The 21,606-nt window shown below is 39.3% G+C and carries 20 protein-coding genes and 1 pseudogene; 5 read left to right on the forward strand and 16 right to left on the reverse strand.

The window, feature by feature from the left end; genetic code table 11:
- Positions 1–120: 120 nt before the first annotated feature.
- Positions 121–1,992 carry a methyl-accepting chemotaxis protein gene (locus UQW94_RS03265; RefSeq protein WP_017821611.1) on the forward strand — a complete coding sequence of 624 codons (1,872 nt, stop codon included), beginning with the start codon at positions 121–123 and terminating at the stop codon, positions 1,990–1,992.
- 144 nt (positions 1,993–2,136) lie between these two features.
- Here UQW94_RS03265 and UQW94_RS03270 read toward each other — a convergent pair whose 3' ends face one another.
- The 3 genes from UQW94_RS03270 to UQW94_RS03280 all read right to left on the reverse strand — a co-directional run bounded on the left by UQW94_RS03270 (position 2,137) and on the right by UQW94_RS03280 (position 4,909).
- Positions 2,137–2,484 carry a hypothetical protein gene (locus tag UQW94_RS03270; RefSeq protein WP_017821612.1) on the reverse strand — a complete coding sequence of 116 codons (348 nt, stop codon included), beginning with the start codon at positions 2,482–2,484 and terminating at the stop codon, positions 2,137–2,139.
- A gap of 232 nt (positions 2,485–2,716) precedes the next feature.
- On the reverse strand, positions 2,717–3,874 hold the full coding sequence (locus tag UQW94_RS03275; RefSeq protein ID WP_005375474.1) for an amino acid permease: 1,158 nt from the start codon (positions 3,872–3,874) through the stop codon (positions 2,717–2,719).
- Between the two features lie 723 nt (positions 3,875–4,597).
- Positions 4,598–4,909 (reverse strand): hypothetical protein, encoded by a 312-nt coding sequence (locus tag UQW94_RS03280; protein ID WP_005375472.1) that lies wholly within the window; start codon positions 4,907–4,909, stop codon positions 4,598–4,600.
- 141 nt (positions 4,910–5,050) lie between these two features.
- On the opposite strand from UQW94_RS03280, the gene UQW94_RS03285 reads away from it, so the two are divergent.
- Entirely contained in the window at positions 5,051–5,383 is a 333-nt protein-coding gene (locus UQW94_RS03285; RefSeq protein ID WP_005375470.1) for a helix-turn-helix transcriptional regulator, read from the forward strand.
- A gap of 109 nt (positions 5,384–5,492) precedes the next feature.
- Here the strand turns inward: UQW94_RS03285 and UQW94_RS03290 are convergent, their stop codons facing one another.
- The 3 genes from UQW94_RS03290 to UQW94_RS03300 form a co-directional block, all read right to left on the reverse strand.
- A complete protein-coding gene (locus UQW94_RS03290; protein WP_322141994.1) occupies positions 5,493–5,873 on the reverse strand; it encodes a hypothetical protein in 381 nt (126 codons plus the stop codon).
- A gap of 155 nt (positions 5,874–6,028) precedes the next feature.
- The gene (locus UQW94_RS03295; RefSeq protein ID WP_064354585.1) at positions 6,029–6,415 is read right to left on the reverse strand and encodes a GlcG/HbpS family heme-binding protein; all 387 of its coding nucleotides are present in this window, start codon (positions 6,413–6,415) and stop codon (positions 6,029–6,031) included.
- Positions 6,416–6,424: 9 nt separating this feature from the next.
- Entirely contained in the window at positions 6,425–7,393 is a 969-nt protein-coding gene (locus UQW94_RS03300) for an aldo/keto reductase (protein ID WP_213961754.1), read from the reverse strand.
- 141 nt (positions 7,394–7,534) lie between these two features.
- On the opposite strand from UQW94_RS03300, the gene UQW94_RS03305 reads away from it, so the two are divergent.
- On the forward strand, positions 7,535–8,410 hold the full coding sequence (locus UQW94_RS03305; protein ID WP_322141995.1) for a LysR family transcriptional regulator: 876 nt from the start codon (positions 7,535–7,537) through the stop codon (positions 8,408–8,410).
- A gap of 9 nt (positions 8,411–8,419) precedes the next feature.
- On the opposite strand, the gene UQW94_RS03310 is transcribed toward UQW94_RS03305, so the two are convergent.
- From UQW94_RS03310 to UQW94_RS03355, 10 genes and pseudogenes are all read right to left on the reverse strand, one after another.
- Positions 8,420–10,177, reverse strand: a complete 1,758-nt coding sequence (locus tag UQW94_RS03310) for an SgrR family transcriptional regulator (protein ID WP_171345473.1) — start codon at positions 10,175–10,177, stop codon at positions 8,420–8,422.
- A 508-nt stretch (positions 10,178–10,685) separates the two neighbouring features.
- Positions 10,686–11,209 (reverse strand): annotated as a pseudogene (locus tag UQW94_RS03315) (IS5/IS1182 family transposase); the annotation flags it as partial.
- 506 nt (positions 11,210–11,715) lie between these two features.
- Entirely contained in the window at positions 11,716–12,294 is a 579-nt protein-coding gene (locus UQW94_RS03320) for a TerD family protein (RefSeq protein ID WP_225473271.1), read from the reverse strand.
- Positions 12,295–12,303: 9 nt separating this feature from the next.
- Entirely contained in the window at positions 12,304–12,870 is a 567-nt protein-coding gene (locus UQW94_RS03325; protein ID WP_225473270.1) for a TerD family protein, read from the reverse strand.
- A gap of 3 nt (positions 12,871–12,873) precedes the next feature.
- The gene (locus UQW94_RS03330; protein ID WP_225473268.1) at positions 12,874–14,121 is read right to left on the reverse strand and encodes a toxic anion resistance protein; all 1,248 of its coding nucleotides are present in this window, start codon (positions 14,119–14,121) and stop codon (positions 12,874–12,876) included.
- Positions 14,122–15,234, reverse strand: a complete 1,113-nt coding sequence (locus UQW94_RS03335; RefSeq protein ID WP_225473267.1) for a hypothetical protein — start codon at positions 15,232–15,234, stop codon at positions 14,122–14,124. It abuts the gene before it with no gap.
- Positions 15,235–15,304: 70 nt separating this feature from the next.
- Positions 15,305–16,180, reverse strand: a complete 876-nt coding sequence (locus UQW94_RS03340; RefSeq protein ID WP_225473266.1) for an HpcH/HpaI aldolase/citrate lyase family protein — start codon at positions 16,178–16,180, stop codon at positions 15,305–15,307.
- A complete protein-coding gene (locus tag UQW94_RS03345) occupies positions 16,177–17,295 on the reverse strand; it encodes a cysteine protease StiP family protein (protein WP_053303783.1) in 1,119 nt (372 codons plus the stop codon). The genes UQW94_RS03340 and UQW94_RS03345 overlap by 4 nt, the downstream gene beginning before the upstream one ends.
- A 7-nt stretch (positions 17,296–17,302) precedes the next feature.
- Positions 17,303–18,046: an HAD family hydrolase gene (locus UQW94_RS03350; protein ID WP_053303784.1), complete on the reverse strand. Its 744-nt coding sequence runs from the start codon at positions 18,044–18,046 to the stop codon at positions 17,303–17,305.
- A gap of 5 nt (positions 18,047–18,051) precedes the next feature.
- Positions 18,052–19,131 carry a phosphoribosyltransferase domain-containing protein gene (locus tag UQW94_RS03355; RefSeq protein ID WP_225473264.1) on the reverse strand — a complete coding sequence of 360 codons (1,080 nt, stop codon included), beginning with the start codon at positions 19,129–19,131 and terminating at the stop codon, positions 18,052–18,054.
- A gap of 637 nt (positions 19,132–19,768) precedes the next feature.
- Here UQW94_RS03355 and UQW94_RS03360 point away from each other — a divergent pair.
- On the forward strand, positions 19,769–20,308 hold the full coding sequence (locus UQW94_RS03360; protein WP_205391411.1) for a redoxin domain-containing protein: 540 nt from the start codon (positions 19,769–19,771) through the stop codon (positions 20,306–20,308).
- Between the two features lie 512 nt (positions 20,309–20,820).
- Positions 20,821–21,510 (forward strand): hypothetical protein, encoded by a 690-nt coding sequence (locus UQW94_RS03365; protein ID WP_053350501.1) that lies wholly within the window; start codon positions 20,821–20,823, stop codon positions 21,508–21,510.
- Positions 21,511–21,606 lie beyond the last annotated feature (96 nt).

A 21,606-nucleotide genomic window follows, 5' to 3' on the forward strand; every position in this document is an offset into this window, starting at 1 on the left:
TGACAAAGATGTCGATAAAAATATAACCAAACACAATAGGTTTCTCTTTACGCCCAATTCGCTCGGTTTAAAAGAGGCGAAAGCAAAGTGGAACCAACCGGGAGAATCAGAGGAAAGCTCATGAAATTCAGACATAAGGTTGTCACAGCCTCTTCATTTTTGCTGCTAATTACCGTGTCGTTATTGTCGACACAACAAGTTATGACCATCCGCTCCCAAACTCAGGAGCAAATCGACTCAAGTGTAAACGAGATATTGACCAGTGTTGGTAACACTGTGCAATCAGAAATGAATGCAAAGAAGGATCTCGCTCGCTCCATTACTGAAGTGATTGAGCTTGACCCCAGTTCACATAGCTATGTTCAAAACATACTTGAAAGACCCACGCCAAAAAGCAGCTTCCTTGCCATCGGTTTTGGTTATGAAAGTAATGGCTTTGTGATTGAAAATGACGACGGCTGGGATGCGGGTCCAGACTACGACCCACGTCAGCGTCCTTGGTTTATTGCAGCTAAGAGCAAAGGCGATTTGGTCGTAACCGATCCGTACGTCGATGCGTCTTCGAAAAACGTTATCATCTCTGTTGGTACGCCAGTAAAAGAAAATGGCCAGTTTTTAGCCGGTATGTTTTATGACCTCGAATTAACTACCCTTTCTGATCTCGTCAACCAAGTGAATCTGTTTGATGCTGGTTACTTATTTCTGGTCACCGCTGATGGCACAACCATTGCTCACCCTCAAAGTAAATACAACGGTGAGAAAGTCGGTAGCTACCTCCCACAAATCGAACTTACGCAATCAGCACAACATGTTGAGATTGATGGCAACCGCTACATGGTTAACCTGACTCACATTCCTGGCGAGAACTGGTACGTAGGTTCGGTGATCGATGAAGCTGTTGCCTATTCTGCCGTAGGAGAGCTCCGTAACAACGCTATTATTTATTCAATCATTGCCGTGATTGCATCTATTATCGCCCTAACTCTGTTGATTCGCACTCTCATGCGTCCTTTGGACACGCTAAACAATGCGATTAAAGATGTAGCATCAGGGAAAGGCGACCTTACACAACGCCTCGAAACAGATACTGACCAAGAGTTTTCTGAGCTTGCCACAAACTTCAATACGTTCATGGAGAACTTACAACAGCAAATCATTGAGTCAAAACGTATTTCTGATCAAATTTTAAACGGAACTCAAATCACCGCTGAGGGCGCAAAAGACTCGGCAGGCGCAATTCACACTCAGCTGCAAGAGCTAGAACAACTTGCTACCGCGATGCATGAGATGTCTGTCACCGCGACAGAGGTTGCTAATAATGCGCAAGGTGCGGCAAGTGCAGCCAAAGAAGCCGACCAAGCAACGGTTGAGGGGTCTTCTATCGTTGGTGAATCGACACAAACGATAAACATGCTTTCCGATAGCATTGACCTTGCAGTCGAAGAAGTACAAGTGTTGGAATCTGCTACCGCCAATATCGAAACGATTCTAAAAGTCATCAACGATATTGCGGACCAAACAAACTTACTCGCGTTGAATGCCGCAATCGAGGCTGCACGTGCGGGAGAATCTGGCCGAGGCTTCGCCGTTGTTGCAGATGAAGTACGTACACTGGCACAACGTACTCAAGAGTCGACAACAGAGATTCGTACTATGATTGAGCAACTACAATCTGGCGCTTCATCTGTGGCAAATGCCATGCATCAAAGCAAAGGTAGTGCTATAGAGGCCGTTGAAAAAGCGGGTTTAGCAAATAGTGCGTTACAACGCATTCGTGACGCGATTCAGCGTATTTCCGATATGAACTTGCAAATTGCCTCAGCAGCGGAAGAGCAAAGCCTTGTCGCTGAAGAGATCAACAACAATACGGTGAATATTAAAGACCTATCGACTCAAGTCGCCGAATCGGCAAATCGAACCAACGACGCGATGCAGGCGCAACAAGAAGATGTACATAAACAAGATCAAATCTTAAATAGATTTACTGTCTAACACTCATTTAAGCGAAAACAGCGAGCACCGGCTCGCTGTTTTTGTTTTTAACCCTCTACCCTAGTATTGGTCGATGTTACATGTGCCATGTTGGTGCTATTAAGCTCAACATTACAAGAACGCCGACTATGTGTCCTTTCAAATTTAATTGAACTCGACATGGATATAGCGATCATTAGAACGACGATAATAGCGGTCGTCCACTTTTAGATAAGTGAAATCTCCAATCTTTATGTAGGTACTATTCCGAGGAATTCGGTCATGGTAATAGTAACTGCGCCTTGGTCGTCGGGTCTCCACATAAATAACGTCACGATGTTTGTGTTTATGTTTATGCTTGTGCTTGCGCTTGTGTTTATGATGGTGGTGATGCGCATGATGGTGATCGTACCGATGTCCATGCTTATGCTTCGGGTCAGCCACCGCTTCTGTACTCAACACACCTAAAGACAACATAACGCCAACCATGGCAAAAGATAATTGCTTTGACACAACAGAGCCTCTTATTCATATCAACATCGATATAATAGAAGGGTGAATCACTGTACATGTCAGCCTTTCGCTAAGGAGTTTTACTAAAAAGTCAGCGCTAACCGTGATTATCAGAGAAACGTCAAACATCACAAATGCTGATGACTTCGAGTGGCCTGGGTTCGGCTATGAATACAAAAAAGCCGCCCGTTTGACTACGAGCGGCTCAGTTTTTAAATAAGCTAGCGTGATTTTATACTGCTTGGGCAAACAGCAAGAAACAGCCGAATAGGAAGATCATGCTCATTCCCATTGCGCCGCCACCAGCTTCATAAATATTGTCATCTTCTACCGGCACTCGACGCACTTTCATGGTCATTGATAATGGAACAAAGACCGCGAGAAACACAAGAATAATCCCCGCGTAGCTGAGAATAGCTAGGAAGTGTTCTGGCGCAAATACAGCACCTAATAGTGGTAGCACAAAAGTAGTAACAAAAATCACTGGCTTACTTGCTTTCAGTAGGTCTGCATTTTGATCGTATAGCGCCATTGCAACACCTAAGAACGACGTTAGTAGTGCCAAACCAGTAAACATGGATAGGATGAACTCTAAGCCCTCGTATTGCTGACCTAGTACCGAGATCAACTCTGTTACGTTGGAGTATTGAACAAGCTCATGAGGTGGTAGATTGCCGACAACCGCTAACAACCATAATAGGTAACAAACAAGCGGAATAGTTGAGCCCACGATAATCATATTACGCAGCTGTGTTTTACTCGCTTCTTTGTTGTAAGTTACAAGCGATGGGATCACGACCATAAAACCGAAACTGGTGAAAAGCACCGAACTGGTTTTGATAAGTGCCATTTTATCGTCGCTCACAACCTCATCAAGTCCTTCAAACGAGACGCTTGGTGCAAGCGCAAAAAGTGTCAGGATCAGCGCTACGATCATGCCTAGGAACAAACCGCGATTCAGCTTATCTACTACCCCTGTACCTGCCGAAACAATGATACCAACTAAAAGAGTAAAACCGACTTGGCTTGAGATCGTAGATGTTGGAAGCCCAATTGAGGCTGTTACTTTTTGTACGAGATCACCCGCACCAATGATGTAAGCCATTAATAGACAAACTAACAGGGCGTAAAGCAAGCTGTTGGTTACCAACTGGCCTCCTTTACCAAGCGTTTCGCGAGCAATTGCATTCATGCTCACACCACCACCTACTTTACAACTGGCTTCAAGAAGGAGCAGCGCAGCATAAGTCGTTCCAGCCCAGATGAACAACATAAGAAGAGTGCCCCAAAGGAGGCCAAATTGAGCAAGCACCATTGGTATAGCAAGCATACCAGCGCCAAGAGCAGTACCTGCAACGATCAGGGAGCTGCCGACAAGTTTTAGGTTCACGGTTAATACCTCTAAATTCAATCCGTTAATTTCTCACCAGTTGTGCTTTATCTAAAGCACACAACAAAACGCTCCGACTTAGTCAAAATTTGGTTACAAGAGCACTATGTTACAAGAGCCCTGTATGGCTAAGAAAACATGCAACAAAAGGTGGTTAATCATTTGCACATGAACACTTGAGAGTCATTTTTGGCGATGTCATCGCTGATGAAATGTGCGCAACTTTGGGTTCGAAGCAAAATTGTTCATCTTAATTCATCAACCCCATTCGTTATGAATGGATTTGGTTCGAAAAGATTGTAAGGCATAAGCAGGACGATTGAAAAGCAAAAGGTCAATCTTATAGCGATATATTTTAACAACTCTTATCTTTTACCTAAGATGTGTTGTTTTTTTCGTCACTAATTAGTCTTTTATCGCTTAAAGAGAAGGAAGAACGTGCTCAATGGCTCAATTTGGCTGGGTGTACAGATTAATTTACAGGTTAAGTGAAGGTGTTAGATTCCAAGGACGTAGCCTAGATCGGACAATATCGCTATTATTCGCTGCGTACCGACACTGTTCGGTTCACATACCTCTAAACACTGATTTACGGTTCGAAAATATAGGTAAATGAGTGTCCGAATGCTGGGTGTGGTTCCCCAGCATTTGCATCCTTTCTTTTAGATGGCATCAATTGATCGAAATTCCATAAATCTTGTATCGCCCGACTTTACGGCTGTGTTAATACGCTTTATCTAGCGCGCCAATGATATAAGTTAACACTGGAATACCCATATCGGCGACCTGCTTCTCAGTCTCACTCATATTTTCATGCGCCATCCGCAGCTCTACTTCACTTATCGATTCTTTGTGAAGGTAAAGCTCTTTGTAGTTCATCAATCGCTGTTGTGACTGTTGAATCAGTGTCACAACATTCTCTTTAGTCTCACGATGTTGCTGATCAATTTCACTAAATAAATGATCTAAAATGCGTTGCATTTTGCGAATAGAAGCTTTCGTTTCTATTGATTTGTATGATTGATACTTTTCCATTGAGTTAATAACTGACTAAAATATTTACGTTTTTATAAGACAGTTATTTTTATACTGATTGCAAAGCAGGTAAATATGTGGTGGTTAAACTGGTCCACTTCTTGCTCCGTTTAGGTCAAAACTGTCCTTTCAGGAGAGCACATGCAGGTAGACCCTATAATTCAAGCACTGATCGCAAGACGAAAATCGAATGGCCTCTCCCGTGAGCAAATGGCAAACATCGCTGGAATGAGCGTAAAAACATATCAAAGGATCGAGCGCGGAGAGTCCGATCTTAAACTCTCACAATATCGTGCCATATTGCGTTCGCTTCATTTGACTGACCTAGATATTGCCTTAGATGTACGTGATGTTCAGCATGTCACAGCAAATGACTTAACGGCCGTGGCGCGATTGCTCTCACCGGAAGCTCAGTCCCTGCTCGTTCGCCTGTTATCGTTAATCCTTGAACAAAAGAACAAGAAAGGTGATTAACCACATTACTCATACTCAAACGATGAATGCCCTGTTGAGCGTTGAAACATGAACCGTTTAGACAAAAAAAACTCGTCAAATGACGAGTTTTATTCTTTATATCAGTCCGTTACTCTAGGCTTTTCAATTCCGATGTATCAACGCCTTTTATTGCATCTTTCGCCACTTTATCAGGATCAAAGACATCACGTTCTTCATATGAATTATCAATCATGCCTTGTCCTATCGCGGTCGCCTGCTTTTGTAACTTGTTACCCTCTACCTCACCAGCATCCCAGCCTTGTCGATAATCTGAGTCGGTTTGATACCTTGTTTCGTCCTTAACATAGTGTTCAAAATCATTCCCTGCCTCTTGCATACCACTATGCCGACCGTCATGAAAGCCTTGGATATAAGCTTCATCATAACCGCTCTCTTTTAACGCGCTGTCACTCGTACCACAGCCTGAGAGGAGAACAAAAAATAGCGAAACGAATACCTTATGAAACATATTTAGGCCTCAAAGCTTTCAAATAAATTAATCATAGTTCGCGATTTCAACTTCTGCTTACTTCAGGCTATTAGATAGCTTTGTGACTCGACGAAGCCTGTGAACTTGGAGTACAAAGCTGGACAAAGCATCACACCTACTGATAAACATTATACTCAACGCGCGTTTAATACTTCCATCGCAAGTGCTTCATCATCTTGCTCAGCCAAACCGCTAATGCCAATTGCACCGACGATTTTCCCCTCTTGTTCTATAGGCACACCACCCATAAAGCCTGTGATCTTCGGGTCAGTCCAATAACTCAACTGCTTACCCGTCTCACGAGCCCAAGCACCCAGATTGCCGCTAGGCTGACGGTCTCTAGCCGAGGTGTAAGCTTTGTTCTGTGCCAATAAACCTGCTTGCACACTCACATCATCCATTCGGGTAAAACCGAGCAATTCTCCATGTGTATCAACCACGGCAACCGCAATGTTTTGCTTGCGAGCAGTCGCAATTTCCAATGCCGTTTGAATTAGAGTTTGAACTTGTACGTATTTCATTTTTCTCTCCTAAGGAATCTCATGACCAAGGGTTTTCTCGAACAAGCCATACCAATGGCTGCGTGATAGCGTGACGCTCTCTACTTGAGCACAAGCGCGAATACGTTGTGGGTTTGCAGTACCAATAACAGGTTGAATTTGGTTTGGGTGACGCGTTAGGAAGGCTAAAACAATCGCCTCTGACGGCACGCCATATTCAGCTGCTAGCGCCATCACCATCTCCGCCGTCTGTCTGGTATTGTGATCATCAGAATGTAAGCCACGCTCTGAGAATCTTCCTTGCGCCATACTGCCCCACGCTTGCAGTTGGATATTGTGCTTACGGGCATGTTCCAGTGTTCCTACAACGTAGTCAGATGCCGACGAAGGAAGCCCCATGCCTTGCTTTATGAAGTCAGACTTAGCCAGGCTCATTTCCAACTGGTTCACCACAATAACTTCGCCCGTTGCTTGTTGAAGAAGATCAATTTGAGCACTGTTCATGTTAGAAACACCGAAGTGGTTAACTTTGCCAGCTTGTTTCAGTGCTTTTAGCGCTGTGCCCAGTTCTTCAAATTCAACCAGAGGATCAGGACGATGCAGCATCAAAACATCAAGGTTTTCCACGCCAAGGCGCTCAAGAATGCCCTCAACAGAAGCCGTCACCCATTTGGCAGAGAAGTCATACTGCTTAACACCTTGCTCATCTCCTAGACGGATGCCGCACTTGGATTGCAGATAAATTCGCTCTCGTAAGGTTGAGTCATTGGCTAAGATGCACCCAAACACTTCTTCTGCCTTACCGAATTTGTAGATATCCGCATGATCAAAGAGATTGATGCCAACCTCTAATGCTGCCTCTACTGCGGCATAAGCTTGGTTTTCATCTTGGGCGGTTAATGGGTTGCGATTCCACTCCCCTCCAAGTCCCATGCAGCCGAAGACCAAGCGGCTAACGTTAGGTAAGGTTTTGGCGAGCGGTAGCGTTGGATTGTTCATCGTTATTCTCACTTTTCCGATTTCTGCATTTTCAATTTCTGAAATTAACTCGAACCATCTTACCGTTCGTAAAAATTAGTTTAATACCGTAAAATCGAATTCATTATCCTCACTAGCGAACAATTAAAGCGAGCAATCAAGATGGCAGATTACAAGAGAATCGAAAAACTGATGCTGTTTGCCGAAGTGGCTCAAACTCTCAATTTTTCTAGAGCAGCGGAGCAACTTGGCATTTCTAAAAGTTACCTGTCGGAACAAATCAAGCGATTGGAATCGGAACTCGCTACGCCTTTGATTGTTCGAACCACACGCAGCGTGAGATTGACGGCAGAAGGTGAATCGATCTTTGCGCAAGCGGAAGATCTCAAACGACGCGTAATGGAAATGGAAAAGAGTTTAAGTCAGCAATCTGAGCAAATAGACGGCCTGATTCGGCTTACCGCTCCCAAGATGTTTGCTGAAGCGGTACTGCATGATTTATGTGTGGCATTTCGCGCTCTACATCCAAACGTAGAATTCGAGATCCTTTCTAGCTATCAAGCGTTTAATCTGACGGAAACCAGCGTCGACTTTGCGTTTCGAGCGACAAGAACGCCGCCCGAAAATATGATTGCGCATCATCTTTTGGATTACCACCACTGGCTGGTTGCCTCTACTGAGTATCTGCAAGAACAAGGCACGCCGGAGACATTAGATGATTTAAAAAGCCATCAATGCTTAACCACGTTGCATCAAAAAGAATGGCCGTTAAAAACAGGAACAGTTCAAACCCAAGGTTGGCTTTCAAGCAATGAAAACCGCTTACTCAAAGAATCAGCCCTGTCTGGCAATGGCATTGCTCGGTTAGCAAGTTACTTTGTCGAACAAGACGTTGAGCACGGCCGTCTAGTGCAGGTTCTATCGGAAGAAACCGACCACCAGCACAACGCGGTTTACTTGGTGTATCCGCAGCTCATCTATCAATCGGCGAAAACCAGAGCCTTCATTGAATTTGTGAAGCAGCACTTTGCTCAATAACTAAAGCAGTTAATCCGCCGACCACACCGAGCGAATATCTGGCCAACCCCAGTTAGTAAGAGCGACGTCTTCTAAAACGCCTTGGAAACGCAAAGTTTGTGTATGGTGGAACATGGGTGCAATCCAGTATTCGCTGATCAACGTCGATGCAATTGGCTCCAATGCATTAAGGTAGTCCTCAAGTGGAACGAAAGATCTGACTCTCTGTAGTTGTTCATCTAACCATTGTGCGTTCTTCTCTCCCAAAGTGTGGAATAGCACAGCGTTGCTGAAGAAGTTCGTGAACGCTGAGGCATGACGATTATCATCTAGGTTTATGTTCGTCACGACCATCGTCTCATTTAGCTCACCATTCTTAGCTTTCTCGTTCAGCTCACGATAGGAATACATAACAATTTCTACTTTACTGCCAACACTTACCAAACGATTAGAAATAGCCCGCGCACAGCGACGCAACGCGGTATAGTTATATCCGGCTATCGTAATGTGTTTAGGTAACTTAAGCGGCTCACTGAACGGACGGAGCACTGGCTTCCAACCTGGTAGCAGGTTGTAAGCGGGTATACTCCCAAATACAATATTCTCGCGGCGCATCACTTCGGCCAAGTGCTCAGGTTGAATTAGCTCACTAATATAACGGCGCTGCGCTAAAGAGAGTTTGTGCTTAGCGTGCTGATTAAATAAGGCGAATAAGCAACCATCTTCTATTCGACTACGCTTGCTCGCCGATGAGTTTTCTCGGTTTTGCGTCGACATATAGTGTCCACACAAATCCTCCTCGGGCGAAGTATCCCTTTGCAACGTATTTGCTGCCAATGACGGGTTCTCCATCTGCTCGTCATTAACAATCCAGATAGTCACCAAATCCGTTAGAACTCTACATGCATAGTAACCATTAAATGCTTGCAGTTTTAAACGACTTTCATTGTGCTCGACAACAGAGAATGGGCCACTTCCGACCACCAGCTTGTTATTCGCTACGTTAACTTGGCTTACTGGTTGAATGCCGTATTTCACTCCAGAAATAAGTCCAGCAAAGCCCAAGTCAGCTCGATTAAGCTTAAAAACAACTTTCAATGGCGTTGGCGCAGTAATGTTAGCAACATGTGCCAACTCTTTTTCGTAGTACTGTAGTGAACTCAACTTTGCAAACAAGCTAACCACTGTTTCTGCATCAATGGAATTACCATTATGAAAAGTCAGACCTGGACGAAGGTAGAAAGTCCATTCGTAGGTGTCTTCGTCATAACGCCAGTGATGTGCGAGTTCTGGTTGCACTTTCCCATTGTTATCACTCGAAACTAAGCAACAATAGATTTGCCTTAATAAGAAACGTTCGCTGCTACGCTGAAGTTGATGTGGAACGACGCGCTCAAACATTCGCTTATAGGTTAATTGAATATTTAGCTGTCCTTCTTGAACAGAAGCACCAGACGTTGTTTTTAACAAACGGCCAAATGCCATTTCGTCTTCATCTAATATCGCCAGTGCTTTTTCATACTTACCTAACTTGATACGTTCAAGAGCCAAGCTCTCTTTTAATACGTCTAACTCCATATTCAGAATAAGAGTCGATCGTTGGTTCCGCCCAGCTTTCGGGTGCCAGCTCAACCACGCCTTCTGCTGCATTTGCGTTAGCAGGCTACGAGCATGCCGAGAAGAAGTGAACATGATGTCGGCAATGTCCTGTAACGTGGTTTTTGTTTCATCACCAACGCTAAACGAGAGTAATCGTTGGTAATAGCGAAACAAATTGAGATCAGACACTGAATCAACCTTAGAGCTGTGAAGTTTGTGGATAGGAATAGTTTACTTAAGTTGGCGGTAATAAAATAAGAAAACTTCCTAATTATCTGTTCCCCTTTTCCACAATTAACCTCCAAATTCGGCTTTAAAGCCCCATATATTTACGTTATTAGGAAAAAAGCCAACAAAAGCACTCTCTTTTTTATATCCCCTTTTATACACATAATTTACTCGTCAGCTAAAGGAGGAAAAAATGAAGAAGCCAATGATGGCGTACTTTTTTCAGCAACGCCTAGCTCAATCGAGTAATAAAATAGAAGTGATGACTCTGGTTTATCTTAACGATATGTTCCAGTGGTCATAGCCTAACCTCAAGCAGAACTTAGCTCCTGATACTACACCCCCACTTCGTTGTATCTTAAGTTCTGCTTTTTCATCATTTGCACTCCAATACCTTATTGCAGGTTACTAAAAGTTGACTATTTGAAATAGTATTATTTCATGCACTATTAGCGTTGTTGCAAAATTCTTACAAGAGGCTAAACAGCCTAAAGAGAAGTGATTTTGATATAAAACACTGAGCTTCAGGCATGCCAAACCCTCTAAGCTTGTTGAGCACTTTTAATCATGGTGTAAGTTTCACCAACTTGAGCGTTGTAGTTTCTTAGTTATAGTTTCTAACCCAGCAACTGCTTTACTCGATACATAGCTTTTTCGGAGAGTGCACATCTGAGCTCTTTCTTGACCTCCTTTATATACCGTAGAATGTCTTACATCCTAAAGCCAGATTACGAAGGTATCCACGCTCCTAAAAGGCCGATCCTTCCCTTGGCTAAATGATAGGAACTGCTTTCTTTATTCGTATGACATCATGGTATTTTCTTGTGCCATAAGTGCCATAAGTGCCATCATCTGATACTTCTAGGACCGTTTAATGTGTCTACCTAAGTAAATGGGGCAATACTTCGGCACCGGTTATTTAGATAAACTCAGAGCTACTTCGACTATTTCGCACGCGCTGGTATCTACGGCTAAATATAACTTGCGCCAGATACTCTATTGCGCTCCTAGTGTTGATTTAAATGAAAGCTTAATGCCCTATAGAGAAAACGCCCTTTACCACCAGTGCGGTAGTAATAGCTAGGTCTCAGATCCGACGAGACATAGTACGCTTGTTCGATTTGCTTTGCTTCTATTCGCTTATGGTTTATTCATCAACCCCAAAAGTGGGTGAGCCCCGGTTAATGAAGGCATTATTTAGTGGTTTTCTAACGAGGTTTACGCATATGGTTATGGTTATGGTTATGGTTATGGTTATGGTTATGGTTATTAACTAGTGCAGCCTATCAAATCGCAACTTATTTATTTAGTTACATCAAATTACTCAGCACAGACGAATTTGGTAAGAAAAGTTAAGTAATATTAAATTTTTAATATCATTTAAATTTGACATTTCATTATAAATAGCATTAACAAATATAATTCACCATTAAAAAAGCCTAACAAAAATTAACAGTTAGGCTTTGTTTATTTTAAATGTAAAATATCATATAAACTAATTAATATATATGTTGCAAAACCGTGCTTGCAATCTGATTCACATTACTTCCATTAGCGTTAACCCCTTTAGAAGTAAAGTTCCACTCTTTATTTTTATAAGTCAAAAGGCCAATATAAATTCCTGTATGACCCCCTTGCTCATTTAAAGTGAAGCGACAAATCTCATTTGAAGATTGATCCAAAATACGGCAAAAAGCATTTTCGACTTTATCGAAAGTTTGTCCTCTAAAACTGTTAACTGTAACAGCAATGTATTTAACAGAATTAGGCAACTTTGTCAGGTTAATAGTAATTTTCTCATCGTCACCATCACCTTTGCCTGTCAAATTATCTCCTTGGTGGATAACAGACTTACACTTTGATTTCAACTGAGCGTACCAAACAGAATCTAGTACATTTAAATTTTCATCAATCAATAGGCAGGATGCATCTAAGTCAATTGAAGCGGTACCGAAAATAGAAGCAAGGAAACCTTTCGATTTAGCTACGTCCCAACCTAAACCAACAGTAATACTAGATAATTTTTCAACTTCTTTAGTAAGCGATATCGTTGAGTTCTTTGATAAATTAATAGACATAATCTTACCTTATTGATAACCAGCCACAATGTCGCCGAGACCTAGTTGGTAGCCAGCTCCAACTGCATGGAACTCCCACTCGTTACCACTTTTAACTAACGAACCTACTTGCACAGCAGATTCGTTTGCAAACTCTTGACCTAGTTTGTACTCAGCAATCAAGCTCCCAGTTACGTCATTGTAAAGCCTAATGTAGCTGGTATTTACATGTGAAAAACCACGTGTATCGTTATGAATCGTAACAAAAATAGATAACTCAGCTGCTCTTAGGTCAATTGATTGCAGATCTATGTTGATGACCTCATCATCACCATCGCCCGCACCGGTGCGGTTATCACCATGGTGTACCACCGCTCCCTGGGGACACTCCAGATTATTGTAAAAAACAAAGTGCTGATCAGACAAAAGTTTAGGCTGATCTTGTGCATCGTAAGAGCAAATAAATATACAGCAATCAATGTCAATTGGTGGTTCTGTGGGTATTAGATCCCAACCAAGCCCAAGCCTCAACTTACGCAACGCAGGCTCAGCTTTCGTTAAGTTTATTGTATTACCTTTTTCTAAATTAATCGACATTGATTATTCCTTATTTTTTAATAGCTTAGATAATTCTTTTTTCATATTAACCATTCTCTCATCAGCGATCTCGCGATTTCTAGCTCCCTCCTGTTCAATGGAAACAACATCTTGCAATGTGGTAATCAGAGTATTTTGCACGTGCTCCAGTGTTTCCAGATCTATAACTGAACGTTGATTCGCTCTTGCTGTTTGCAACGTATTTTGTCTTAATAAATCTGCATTTCTCTTAATTAAGTCATTTGTAGCATTGTCAATTTTGCCCGCAAGTTCTAGCGACTTTCTCTGCTCTAACATAGAAATAGCAAGCGTAAATTGCTTCTTCCAGGATGGGATCGTTAATGTCTTAATATTGTCGAACTTCTCAATCAAAGTGATATTGTTAGTCTGTACCATCCGAATCATTGGAGCCGTTTGTAACGCAAGCATTTGCAATGACCTTAAGTCGTGAACACGTTTTTCAATACGATTGTGAAAGGACTGTAAGTCGCTTAATTCTTGCGCTTTTAAAGGAGAGTTTTCATCTTCAAGCTCTTTTGCTAAGACTTCTGCTTTACCTTTTATGAGCAAACGCCTTGATTCTCCGTATATTATGGCTTCTGTTAACGCCTTATACTGCGCTATGTTTTGAGAAAAAACAGTTTCGAGCTGAACAGAACGCTCCTGGAGACGCACTTGCTGCGAATTAATCTCTTTTACTACCCTGTCGAGCTGAGTGCTTACCGAGTTAAACTGAGCTAAAATAGCCTCTTTAGAATATTTGAATCTAGATATCAACTTTCCAAAAAAGCTGTCTTTCCCCATTAGCCCACTTAAATCAACTCCTTTAGCCAAGCCCACAACTTGATTTAGGTTCTCTCCCATTTCTTCCAGATCTTTAGTCCGAACTTGATTCAACATAGAGTCAGAATATTCAGCTATTTTCTCAGCTGACTCATGACCGAGAGTACTAATACCTCGTGACGAATAGATATCAATCTGATTAAGTTGAGTAACTATACGTTGAAATGCTTCTCTCGGGTTTAAGTTCGCTTCGTTCAGATCAGCTTGATAAACTTCAATCGATTTTTCAACACAACTGTATATACTTTTAACATTTTGTCCTTTAATCGTCGGAAGTTTAGAGATATCTGTAGTGCCTTCAACTATTAGTGAGTTTTCTATTGTTTTTACAACATTAGTATTAGATGAATTTTCTATATTGTTAGAATTAACATTTTTGGATGTAAAAGTCTTCGGTTGGAATACCATTTATCGCAGCTCCTCTATATTTCGAATCAATTGTTCCTGAATGTCGTTCAGCTCATAGTAAAGTATTGAATCGTTTGATTCGTCGATAGCAATAACTGTTAAAAATTGCTGTTTCCAGACTTGAATAATATCTACTTTAATTTTTTCTAACTGTTCAAAGCTACCTAACAAATTAGAGCTATATAATTCTATTTGGGGGAAAGTCAAATCTATAGATTGTTTTAGAGAAAGCAAAGTTTGTACTTTCCTTTCCCATCTTTTAATTGAATCAAATCCGTTTTTTTTAAAAGAGTCAGAAAGATTAATACTTTCTTGTTGAATTGATTTTTTTTCTTTATCCATCCTTAGTATCAATGCTAAAATTTTGAATATAAGGTTTTTATTCAAGCTTTGTAACTCTATAGACCAATACTGAAACTTTTCGAGATGCGTTCGCATTTCAGCTAGGTTATCAAATACTCGATTTATTCTTTCGTCAATATTATCACTTACATAATCAAAGTCATACTTAATCTTTCTTATTTTTTGATTATGGTTACCAAAAAGTTTAGATAGCTTCGTACCAAACTTATGTGGATTGAAAATATCAATATCTATACTTTTTGCCAATTTAATAATGATCTGTCCTAATCCTAAAATTTTATCTACCTTACTTAACTTAGCATAATCGGACAAAAACCCTTGTAATTGTTGGAATTTTTTTGACTCCACATTTCCAAATTCTATTTGATACATAGGATCATTGAAAATAATAGAATTGTAAATGTTAATTATAACCAAATAGTCTCCATTATTTAAATTGACATTTTTAAACTCTCTTCTACACAGTTTTTCAACTTCAATTTTAAAATCTTCTTCAACATTAACTAAGTCACTTTGAATTGACTTTATTTTATTGCTAAATAAAACTGAAGGTTTTTTCTTATTATTATATTTTATGTTTTTCCCATATTTTTCACTCTGAAGGTGTTCAAAACTCTCTTCGGATACAAGACTTCTATTAGACTTTATATGGCTAAATTTCTTGACAGCTAATTCATGTTTTTCTTCATTTTCAGGAAGTTCATTAACATGAGTTGGATCTAAATCTTTATGATGAAATGTTTTTATCATTACTTTTCGCACTATGATATTAAATCAAAACTTCCTCAATAATAATTATCAATTTGAGGTCATAAGTTGTCTAAAATGAATTAGCCAAAAATTTAGTTCGTTTAGCCCAATTACTGTGGCATGCTACTTCCATCATTTGTCCATTCATTTTATAAACTGCCGGGGAAGAATCTGCCAAAACTGACTCAGCTTGAACAATATGTGTATTTGAATAACTTTTAAAAAAACCTTCAATTATTTTAACTTGTTGAGGATGAATAGCAGTTTTTCCAAAAAGGCCATAGTTAACATCCATAGCAAGTTCCCTTATCAACGTTTTATGGTCATCGATCATATCAAACACAGGCGCAGAAAGCTCATAACCGTATGGCCTAAAAGCGATAATTAAATTCTCTATCACCGAACGTAAGGGGGTTTCATAAATTGTTTGGCCTGTCATACGTTTTATACCCAGAAGATTGAATAAATCGTTACCTCCTATACGAAGGCAAGTTATATCTCCATAGATATTTTGTAAACTTCTTCTAATCTCTGGTAATTTAAACGCATCAATTACATCAAGAGATTCTAAGGTAGGCATTAGTTTAAACTTAATAGAGTGACATTTTAATACTCTATGATAATCTTCATTTGTTTTTAGATCATATTTAGGGAGAACAAAACCATCTATTTTTTCAATCCCTCTAAAATACAATATATTTTCAAGAACTTCTGGGCTTCTGGGACGAATAAACCTTTTGAACTGTGTATTTGAACTATCTAATCCATCGATCGCAACACTCAAATTCTTAAGTGATTGATTCAATTCACCTTCAGAAATGGCATCTTCAGTACAAAAAACCATACTCTTTGATCCCAATCCTTCTTTCATTAACATTTTTAGATTCGGGTGATTACACGGAGTATACAATGTTGCTCCCAAAGAGAAGTAGCTAGAGATGTTCATTTTATTGCCTCTATATTAAGTGGCTTAATAAGTGCACATGCTTCAAATAGCAAGGTTGGTTCTTCTTCTACTTTGACTCCTTTTTCATCTGCTAGCATTAATAAATGTTTGACTTTATTGCTGTCTATTGAGCGAACAATAAGTAAAGAAGGAACACGTCTTAGCATGACTCTAGTTGCTTCGGCTATCCCAGGCTTAATATAGTTTACATCTTTAATAGAATATTTAATGGTCAATGAGGATATAAATCTTTTTATTTGATCTTTAGTGTTATCTAAATCGACAATTGTCTCATGTTGCTCAAAAGGTTCATCTTTAAAGTTTTCTTTCAAAAAACATTCTGCTATCTTTTCCACAAACCAGTGGGAATAGTCAAATTCTTTTAGGTGATTATTGATTACGCAGCCATGGAATTTTTGTTTTTTAGGATCTTGCCATAAACTTCGCGAAATCAAACCTGATACTGTAGAATTCAACATAGACGAAGGTATTGGATAGTCTTCTTTCGTGGCACAATAATCGGCAACCCCACCTGTATCACTGACAACATAAAGGTACGGTTTTATATCAGTATTATTTCTTTTGTTATAAGAGAAAATAGATCGCTTTAATTCCTTAGTGATTACTCCTTTTGCAGTCCAGCCGTCAATGAATACTAAGGAAGAGGAATCATATCTTTTAATTTTCAACAAGTAATCAAGAGCAACCGAATCAATACCTCTATCCCGAATAATGCTAATACTATAATGACAAACTTTTCTATTAAAATAATACTCTAACGCTCTCTTTATTAAAACGCCAATTGGTGTTCCTGCTCTAGCTAAAGAAACCAGAGTGATATCTCCCAATTGATTATTATTAATCTTTTCAGCGAGAGAAAAAATGTGTTTTGCTAGTTTGTTTTTATACTTATCGGTAAATTCAAAGAACAGTCTTTGATATTTAATTGATGGTTTTGATTCTTTGTTCAATAATTCAGAGTAATGAACCCCTTCAGACTGGATTAGATTTTCTTTTTCATTAATTGAAAAGAACTGACACTTGACAACCTCTAAGAGGAACTGACAGTCGTTCTCATTATAACTACCGATTATTGGAGATATAGATAAGCTCATAATATTATTACCAAGATAATGAATCTGCGATCTGGCTTTTAGTGGGCATCAAAGCAAAATCAGAAAGTTTCATAAATGGGATATCAGATAGGCTATCGCCCATGGTTAAAATTAATGACTTTTCATCTAGCTGACGTATTATATAATCAACAGCTAATTTTTTCTGGGTATAAGGTGGCAAAAGTGCCATATTTCGGCCATTAATATGTATTTTTATATCATTTAAATCTATACTGATTTGTGAAAGTATTGAATCGAATATAAAATCATAATCTATACCTTCAGTGCATTTTACACAAACATAACAATCAATATCATCCTCGGAAACAATATAACTTTGTGCATTAAACCCTTTAGAAAGTATAAATTCTTTTAATTCTTCATTTATTAAATTCAATTTATCAGACCATAATCCAAGTGGAAATTTATTTTTAATATGCTCAACCCAGGCGTTGCACTTCTTTCCGTTAGGTTCAATAATTAAAGCACCATGAGAAACGACCATCCACGACTTAAATAATGAACTTACTTGAACCCTTTTGAGCGTGTTATAACTCCGTCCAGTTACCGGAATAATTGTAGATCTAGTGTCAATAAATAACTCCAAAAGAGTCCGCTGTTTCTCTGACATAAATGAACGAGCTTGGCCGTCAATATCTAATGACGCTATAGAAAGGCTATCGCTTTCTGAAAACTTCCTTTTAGTTGCCATAAAACAATCATCAATATCTGTAAAAAGCACAGTACGCATGATAACTACTCTCTCTCAAGTGGAGGAAAACGCTGGGCTAATTGGTGCTCAGATCTAAGTGATTCATCTTCTAAAAAGAGCACTGGTAGCCTCTCATTCTCTTGAAGGTTATAAATGTAATGCTCTACATCTCGGCTATCCACCTGAAAAGCTTCTTTCGTATTAATTGCATTTCCCACCAAAATCGGGGAACGAGTTGTAGATTGAAAGATCACATCTCCTCCTCGACTCTCTGCTAGCTCCGCAGCTAGGAAAGGCAAATATAGGTGCTCTCCATCTCCGATAACAGTTCTCGGAAAAGTAATATCTAATACAGGTATATGACCACAGAATGGCATTTTCATAGCAAATCGCCCTAAATCATCCCTACAAGGCTTTTTGACAAGGTCTCCATCAACTTTTTCTGGGAGAGAAAGATTTAAGTTAGGCTTTGCCTGAAAGTCAAACTGACCATCAATTAATGAAACATGAGTAACTGTAACATCCCACTCTTCATACTGAGCGCGATTTTCTTCGCTTAACCAGTTGACTAATGAGACTATTACAACCTCTTTCACAAATCGCATCTTTGGTAAAATCTTATCACCGAGTAACTTTAGCGTACGACCAGTTGAAATCTCATCATCAACGAGTATAAGACGCTGACAATTAGAAATAGGTTCTAATAGTTCTATCTTTGGTTGATACAAAATATGATCAATAGCGTGACTATGATTTTCATCTAACGTAAACCAGATTGGCAGGTCGCACTTGTAACGAGTGGTATGCTGATAGTAAACTTCTCTGCTTTGTGCCCTAGCTAGACTATCCGCAACACCAGCACCAAAGCCCGTCGCGGTCTCAGCCATACCAATCACAAAACTGCTTAGATCATTATTAATCTGCGAAACAAGTAAATCATAAGTATCTCTCATCGTACTTGGTTTTACTGAAATATGTTTTCCTAAAACTTTAGAAACAAATAAAAAACCTCTTTTAGGGTTCTCTCTTGAAGCGAAGTCTAATAGATCCTCAAATGGCATCATCTGCTTAAATAAATCAATATTTAATGTTCCATTTTTAATTTCTATTTTAAATTTATTCATTATTATCGGTTGCTAATTAATTTCATTCATCGTGATTATTTACTTTCACAAATATAAAAAAGAATGAAGAGATCACTTAAAAAATAGAGTTAATATAATAATAAACATAAAAAATGTATATTAGGAACTTGCAGAAAGAACTAAAACTCTAATAATTTAGTGATTATGCATGTCAAGCATGTGCTTTTAACATCAAAATCGCCAAAAGTCTTAGTTTTTGTCCTTTCCATCGAAAATTAAAGGTAATTTCAATCGTATAACTTCCACGTAGATAAGGTGTAACACTTTACCTAAATCAATAGATTTAAATGCCTATTCCTCCGCACCTCTCCAACTTCAACATTTAATTCAATGATAACCGCTAACTTATCGTCATTCCTTAAGGCTCTAAACTCATTGTTTTATGAGAAGGTTTGCCTTTAAACCTAACTCGTTTTGAAGGTAACAGGTAAGCTAGTAGTTTATCACCCTAAGCTAAGTCAGATTACACCTTAAAGCTCCATTGCAGTTTTTGTGGTTACTAAAAGTTAACTAGTTGAAACACCGAAAAACAGAGTTTACATTGAAGTCTCATCCCCCAATCGCTTTGTTGAGAAAGGGGCATTCATGGATATACACCACCAATTCGGGAGTCAATATGGCAACTTCAGTGAAACTTAAAGCGGGCGACAGCTTCCCTCATCTTCAAGCCACTTTGCTAGATGGTTCAAGCGTAACGTTGGGTCAGCCGCAAGGTGATGCGACTTGGCGAGCAGTATTCGTTTATCGTGGTAAACACTGCCCTCTTTGTACTAAGTACCTCAACGAGCTTGAGAGTTACAAACAGGCTTTCGCTGATGCTGGCGTCGATATTCTTGCCGTTTCTGGCGATTCAAAAGCACAGCTAGAGGGGCATCTAGAGAAACTCGAAATCAGCTTCCCTATCGCTTACGGCCTGACCGAAGAACAAATGAAAACGCTAGGCTTGTATGTATCTATTCCTCGATCTGAACAGGAAACCGATCATAATTTCGCAGAACCAGGTCTGTTTGTGGTGAATGAACACGGCGACTTACACGTGGTGGATATTTCAAACAACCCGTTTGTTCGCCCTGAGCTTGGCGCGCTATCACGCGGATTGGCATGGATTCGCGATCCAAACAATAACTACCCTATCCGTGGCACATTGGATTACTAATATCTTCTACACCCAAGTAAACTTTCTATCCTTAAATAAGCTAGGATTCTTGCCTTAGTGAGAATAACTTGGAATGCATATCAGATCCGTGAGATCTGATATGTATCAACAAGTTGGAAATAGAGTCCTTGTTCATTATACAACGCCTTGATGAAAAACAAGATCAGTGAAGCCCAGGCTCCCCTCAAACAACGTTAGTTATTTACTTCTAAGTCACTTTCACGATAAATACATGAAATTAAGACTAAAAACTTAGACTTAACGGATATATAAATCATAACGGTACCTACACAAGTAGTTGGCTAGCGATTATTATCCTATTGCAACTCACAATTGTGCAAATCTAATAATTCATACCATAAATGAAAACATAGATACCGTAAGAGACAAAATAAAAGCAAACGATTAAATTACCAATAAAACACCGTTCAATTAAAATAAAAAACATTTCACTTTATAAAAATGTAATTAATCGTTATTTGCAATCACACATCTTAATTGAGAAATACAGTATGAATAAAATCTCTTTGCTTTATATGGCCGTTTGTATCGGATTAGTTGGATGCGGTTCAGGAGGAAGCGACAACGATCCAGCAAAAGATATACATCCCACCATTTCAAATCCGGAACAAATCAACGCAATGACGGTGGACAAAGGTCATTTCTATTGTTCTGTAAACCAACAAAAACTGGAACACGGAGGGACATCTGCAAGCATGTCCTACCTGATTGAAAAGAAAAGAAATTCTACGGTTGTTGACGATTATGAATGTACCGAATACGGTTTAAAGAAAGGTGAATCAATTATCGTCACTAAAAGTACAATTGAAAACTTTTCATACTCAAAACATTATAAAAGCACGAAGAAGGATGACATTAATGGGTTTAAAATCATCTACCCTACAGGGCTTACGACTCCGATTAATAAAGATTATGAAAAAATTACGATCACGTATAATACGGAGAGACCTGACGTTAACATTAAGATAATTCAATATTTTGACGAAAAGTCTAAATTATATACCATCAAAAAATATGAAAACCACGTTAACGACAACTCACCAATAGGTTTAGTTGAGAAAGAGGAATTCGATAAATATTCCGATTTTGAAAAGAAGCTGGAATTAAATAGTGCTTTTTTAAATTCAACTGAAGTGAGTGATTTATTCTACAACTTACTAAGTATGATAAATAATAACTAAAAATCAAAAACTTAAAAAGTACGATTATGCTCAAGTAGCCTCGATATGCCTGACTCGAAAGAGTACGTTGTTTTACGAAACAAATTACGATTTGAA

This window comes from Vibrio sp. PBL-C16 (assembly GCF_034321865.1).
Taxonomy (GTDB): Bacteria; Pseudomonadota; Gammaproteobacteria; order Enterobacterales; family Vibrionaceae; genus Vibrio; species Vibrio alginolyticus.

Excerpts from the sequence above, each read along its gene's own strand:
- UQW94_RS03265 (WP_017821611.1), top strand. The coding sequence starts at position 121 with ATGAAATTCAGACATAAGGTTGTCACAGCCTCTTCATTTTTGCTGCTA.
- UQW94_RS03280 (WP_005375472.1), bottom strand. The coding sequence starts at position 4,909 with ATGGAAAAGTATCAATCATACAAATCAATAGAAACGAAAGCTTCTATT.
- UQW94_RS03285 (WP_005375470.1), top strand. The coding sequence starts at position 5,051 with ATGCAGGTAGACCCTATAATTCAAGCACTGATCGCAAGACGAAAATCG.
- UQW94_RS03290 (WP_322141994.1), bottom strand. The coding sequence starts at position 5,873 with ATGTTTCATAAGGTATTCGTTTCGCTATTTTTTGTTCTCCTCTCAGGC.
- UQW94_RS03295 (WP_064354585.1), bottom strand. The coding sequence starts at position 6,415 with ATGAAATACGTACAAGTTCAAACTCTAATTCAAACGGCATTGGAAATT.
- UQW94_RS03300 (WP_213961754.1), bottom strand. The coding sequence starts at position 7,393 with ATGAACAATCCAACGCTACCGCTCGCCAAAACCTTACCTAACGTTAGC.
- UQW94_RS03305 (WP_322141995.1), top strand. The coding sequence starts at position 7,535 with ATGGCAGATTACAAGAGAATCGAAAAACTGATGCTGTTTGCCGAAGTG.
- UQW94_RS03320 (WP_225473271.1), bottom strand. The coding sequence starts at position 12,294 with ATGTCTATTAATTTATCAAAGAACTCAACGATATCGCTTACTAAAGAA.
- UQW94_RS03325 (WP_225473270.1), bottom strand. The coding sequence starts at position 12,870 with ATGTCGATTAATTTAGAAAAAGGTAATACAATAAACTTAACGAAAGCT.
- UQW94_RS03330 (WP_225473268.1), bottom strand. The coding sequence starts at position 14,121 with ATGGTATTCCAACCGAAGACTTTTACATCCAAAAATGTTAATTCTAAC.
- UQW94_RS03335 (WP_225473267.1), bottom strand. The coding sequence starts at position 15,234 with ATGATAAAAACATTTCATCATAAAGATTTAGATCCAACTCATGTTAAT.
- UQW94_RS03340 (WP_225473266.1), bottom strand. The coding sequence starts at position 16,180 with ATGAACATCTCTAGCTACTTCTCTTTGGGAGCAACATTGTATACTCCG.
- UQW94_RS03345 (WP_053303783.1), bottom strand. The coding sequence starts at position 17,295 with ATGAGCTTATCTATATCTCCAATAATCGGTAGTTATAATGAGAACGAC.
- UQW94_RS03350 (WP_053303784.1), bottom strand. The coding sequence starts at position 18,046 with ATGCGTACTGTGCTTTTTACAGATATTGATGATTGTTTTATGGCAACT.
- UQW94_RS03355 (WP_225473264.1), bottom strand. The coding sequence starts at position 19,131 with ATGAATAAATTTAAAATAGAAATTAAAAATGGAACATTAAATATTGAT.
- UQW94_RS03360 (WP_205391411.1), top strand. The coding sequence starts at position 19,769 with ATGGCAACTTCAGTGAAACTTAAAGCGGGCGACAGCTTCCCTCATCTT.
- UQW94_RS03365 (WP_053350501.1), top strand. The coding sequence starts at position 20,821 with ATGAATAAAATCTCTTTGCTTTATATGGCCGTTTGTATCGGATTAGTT.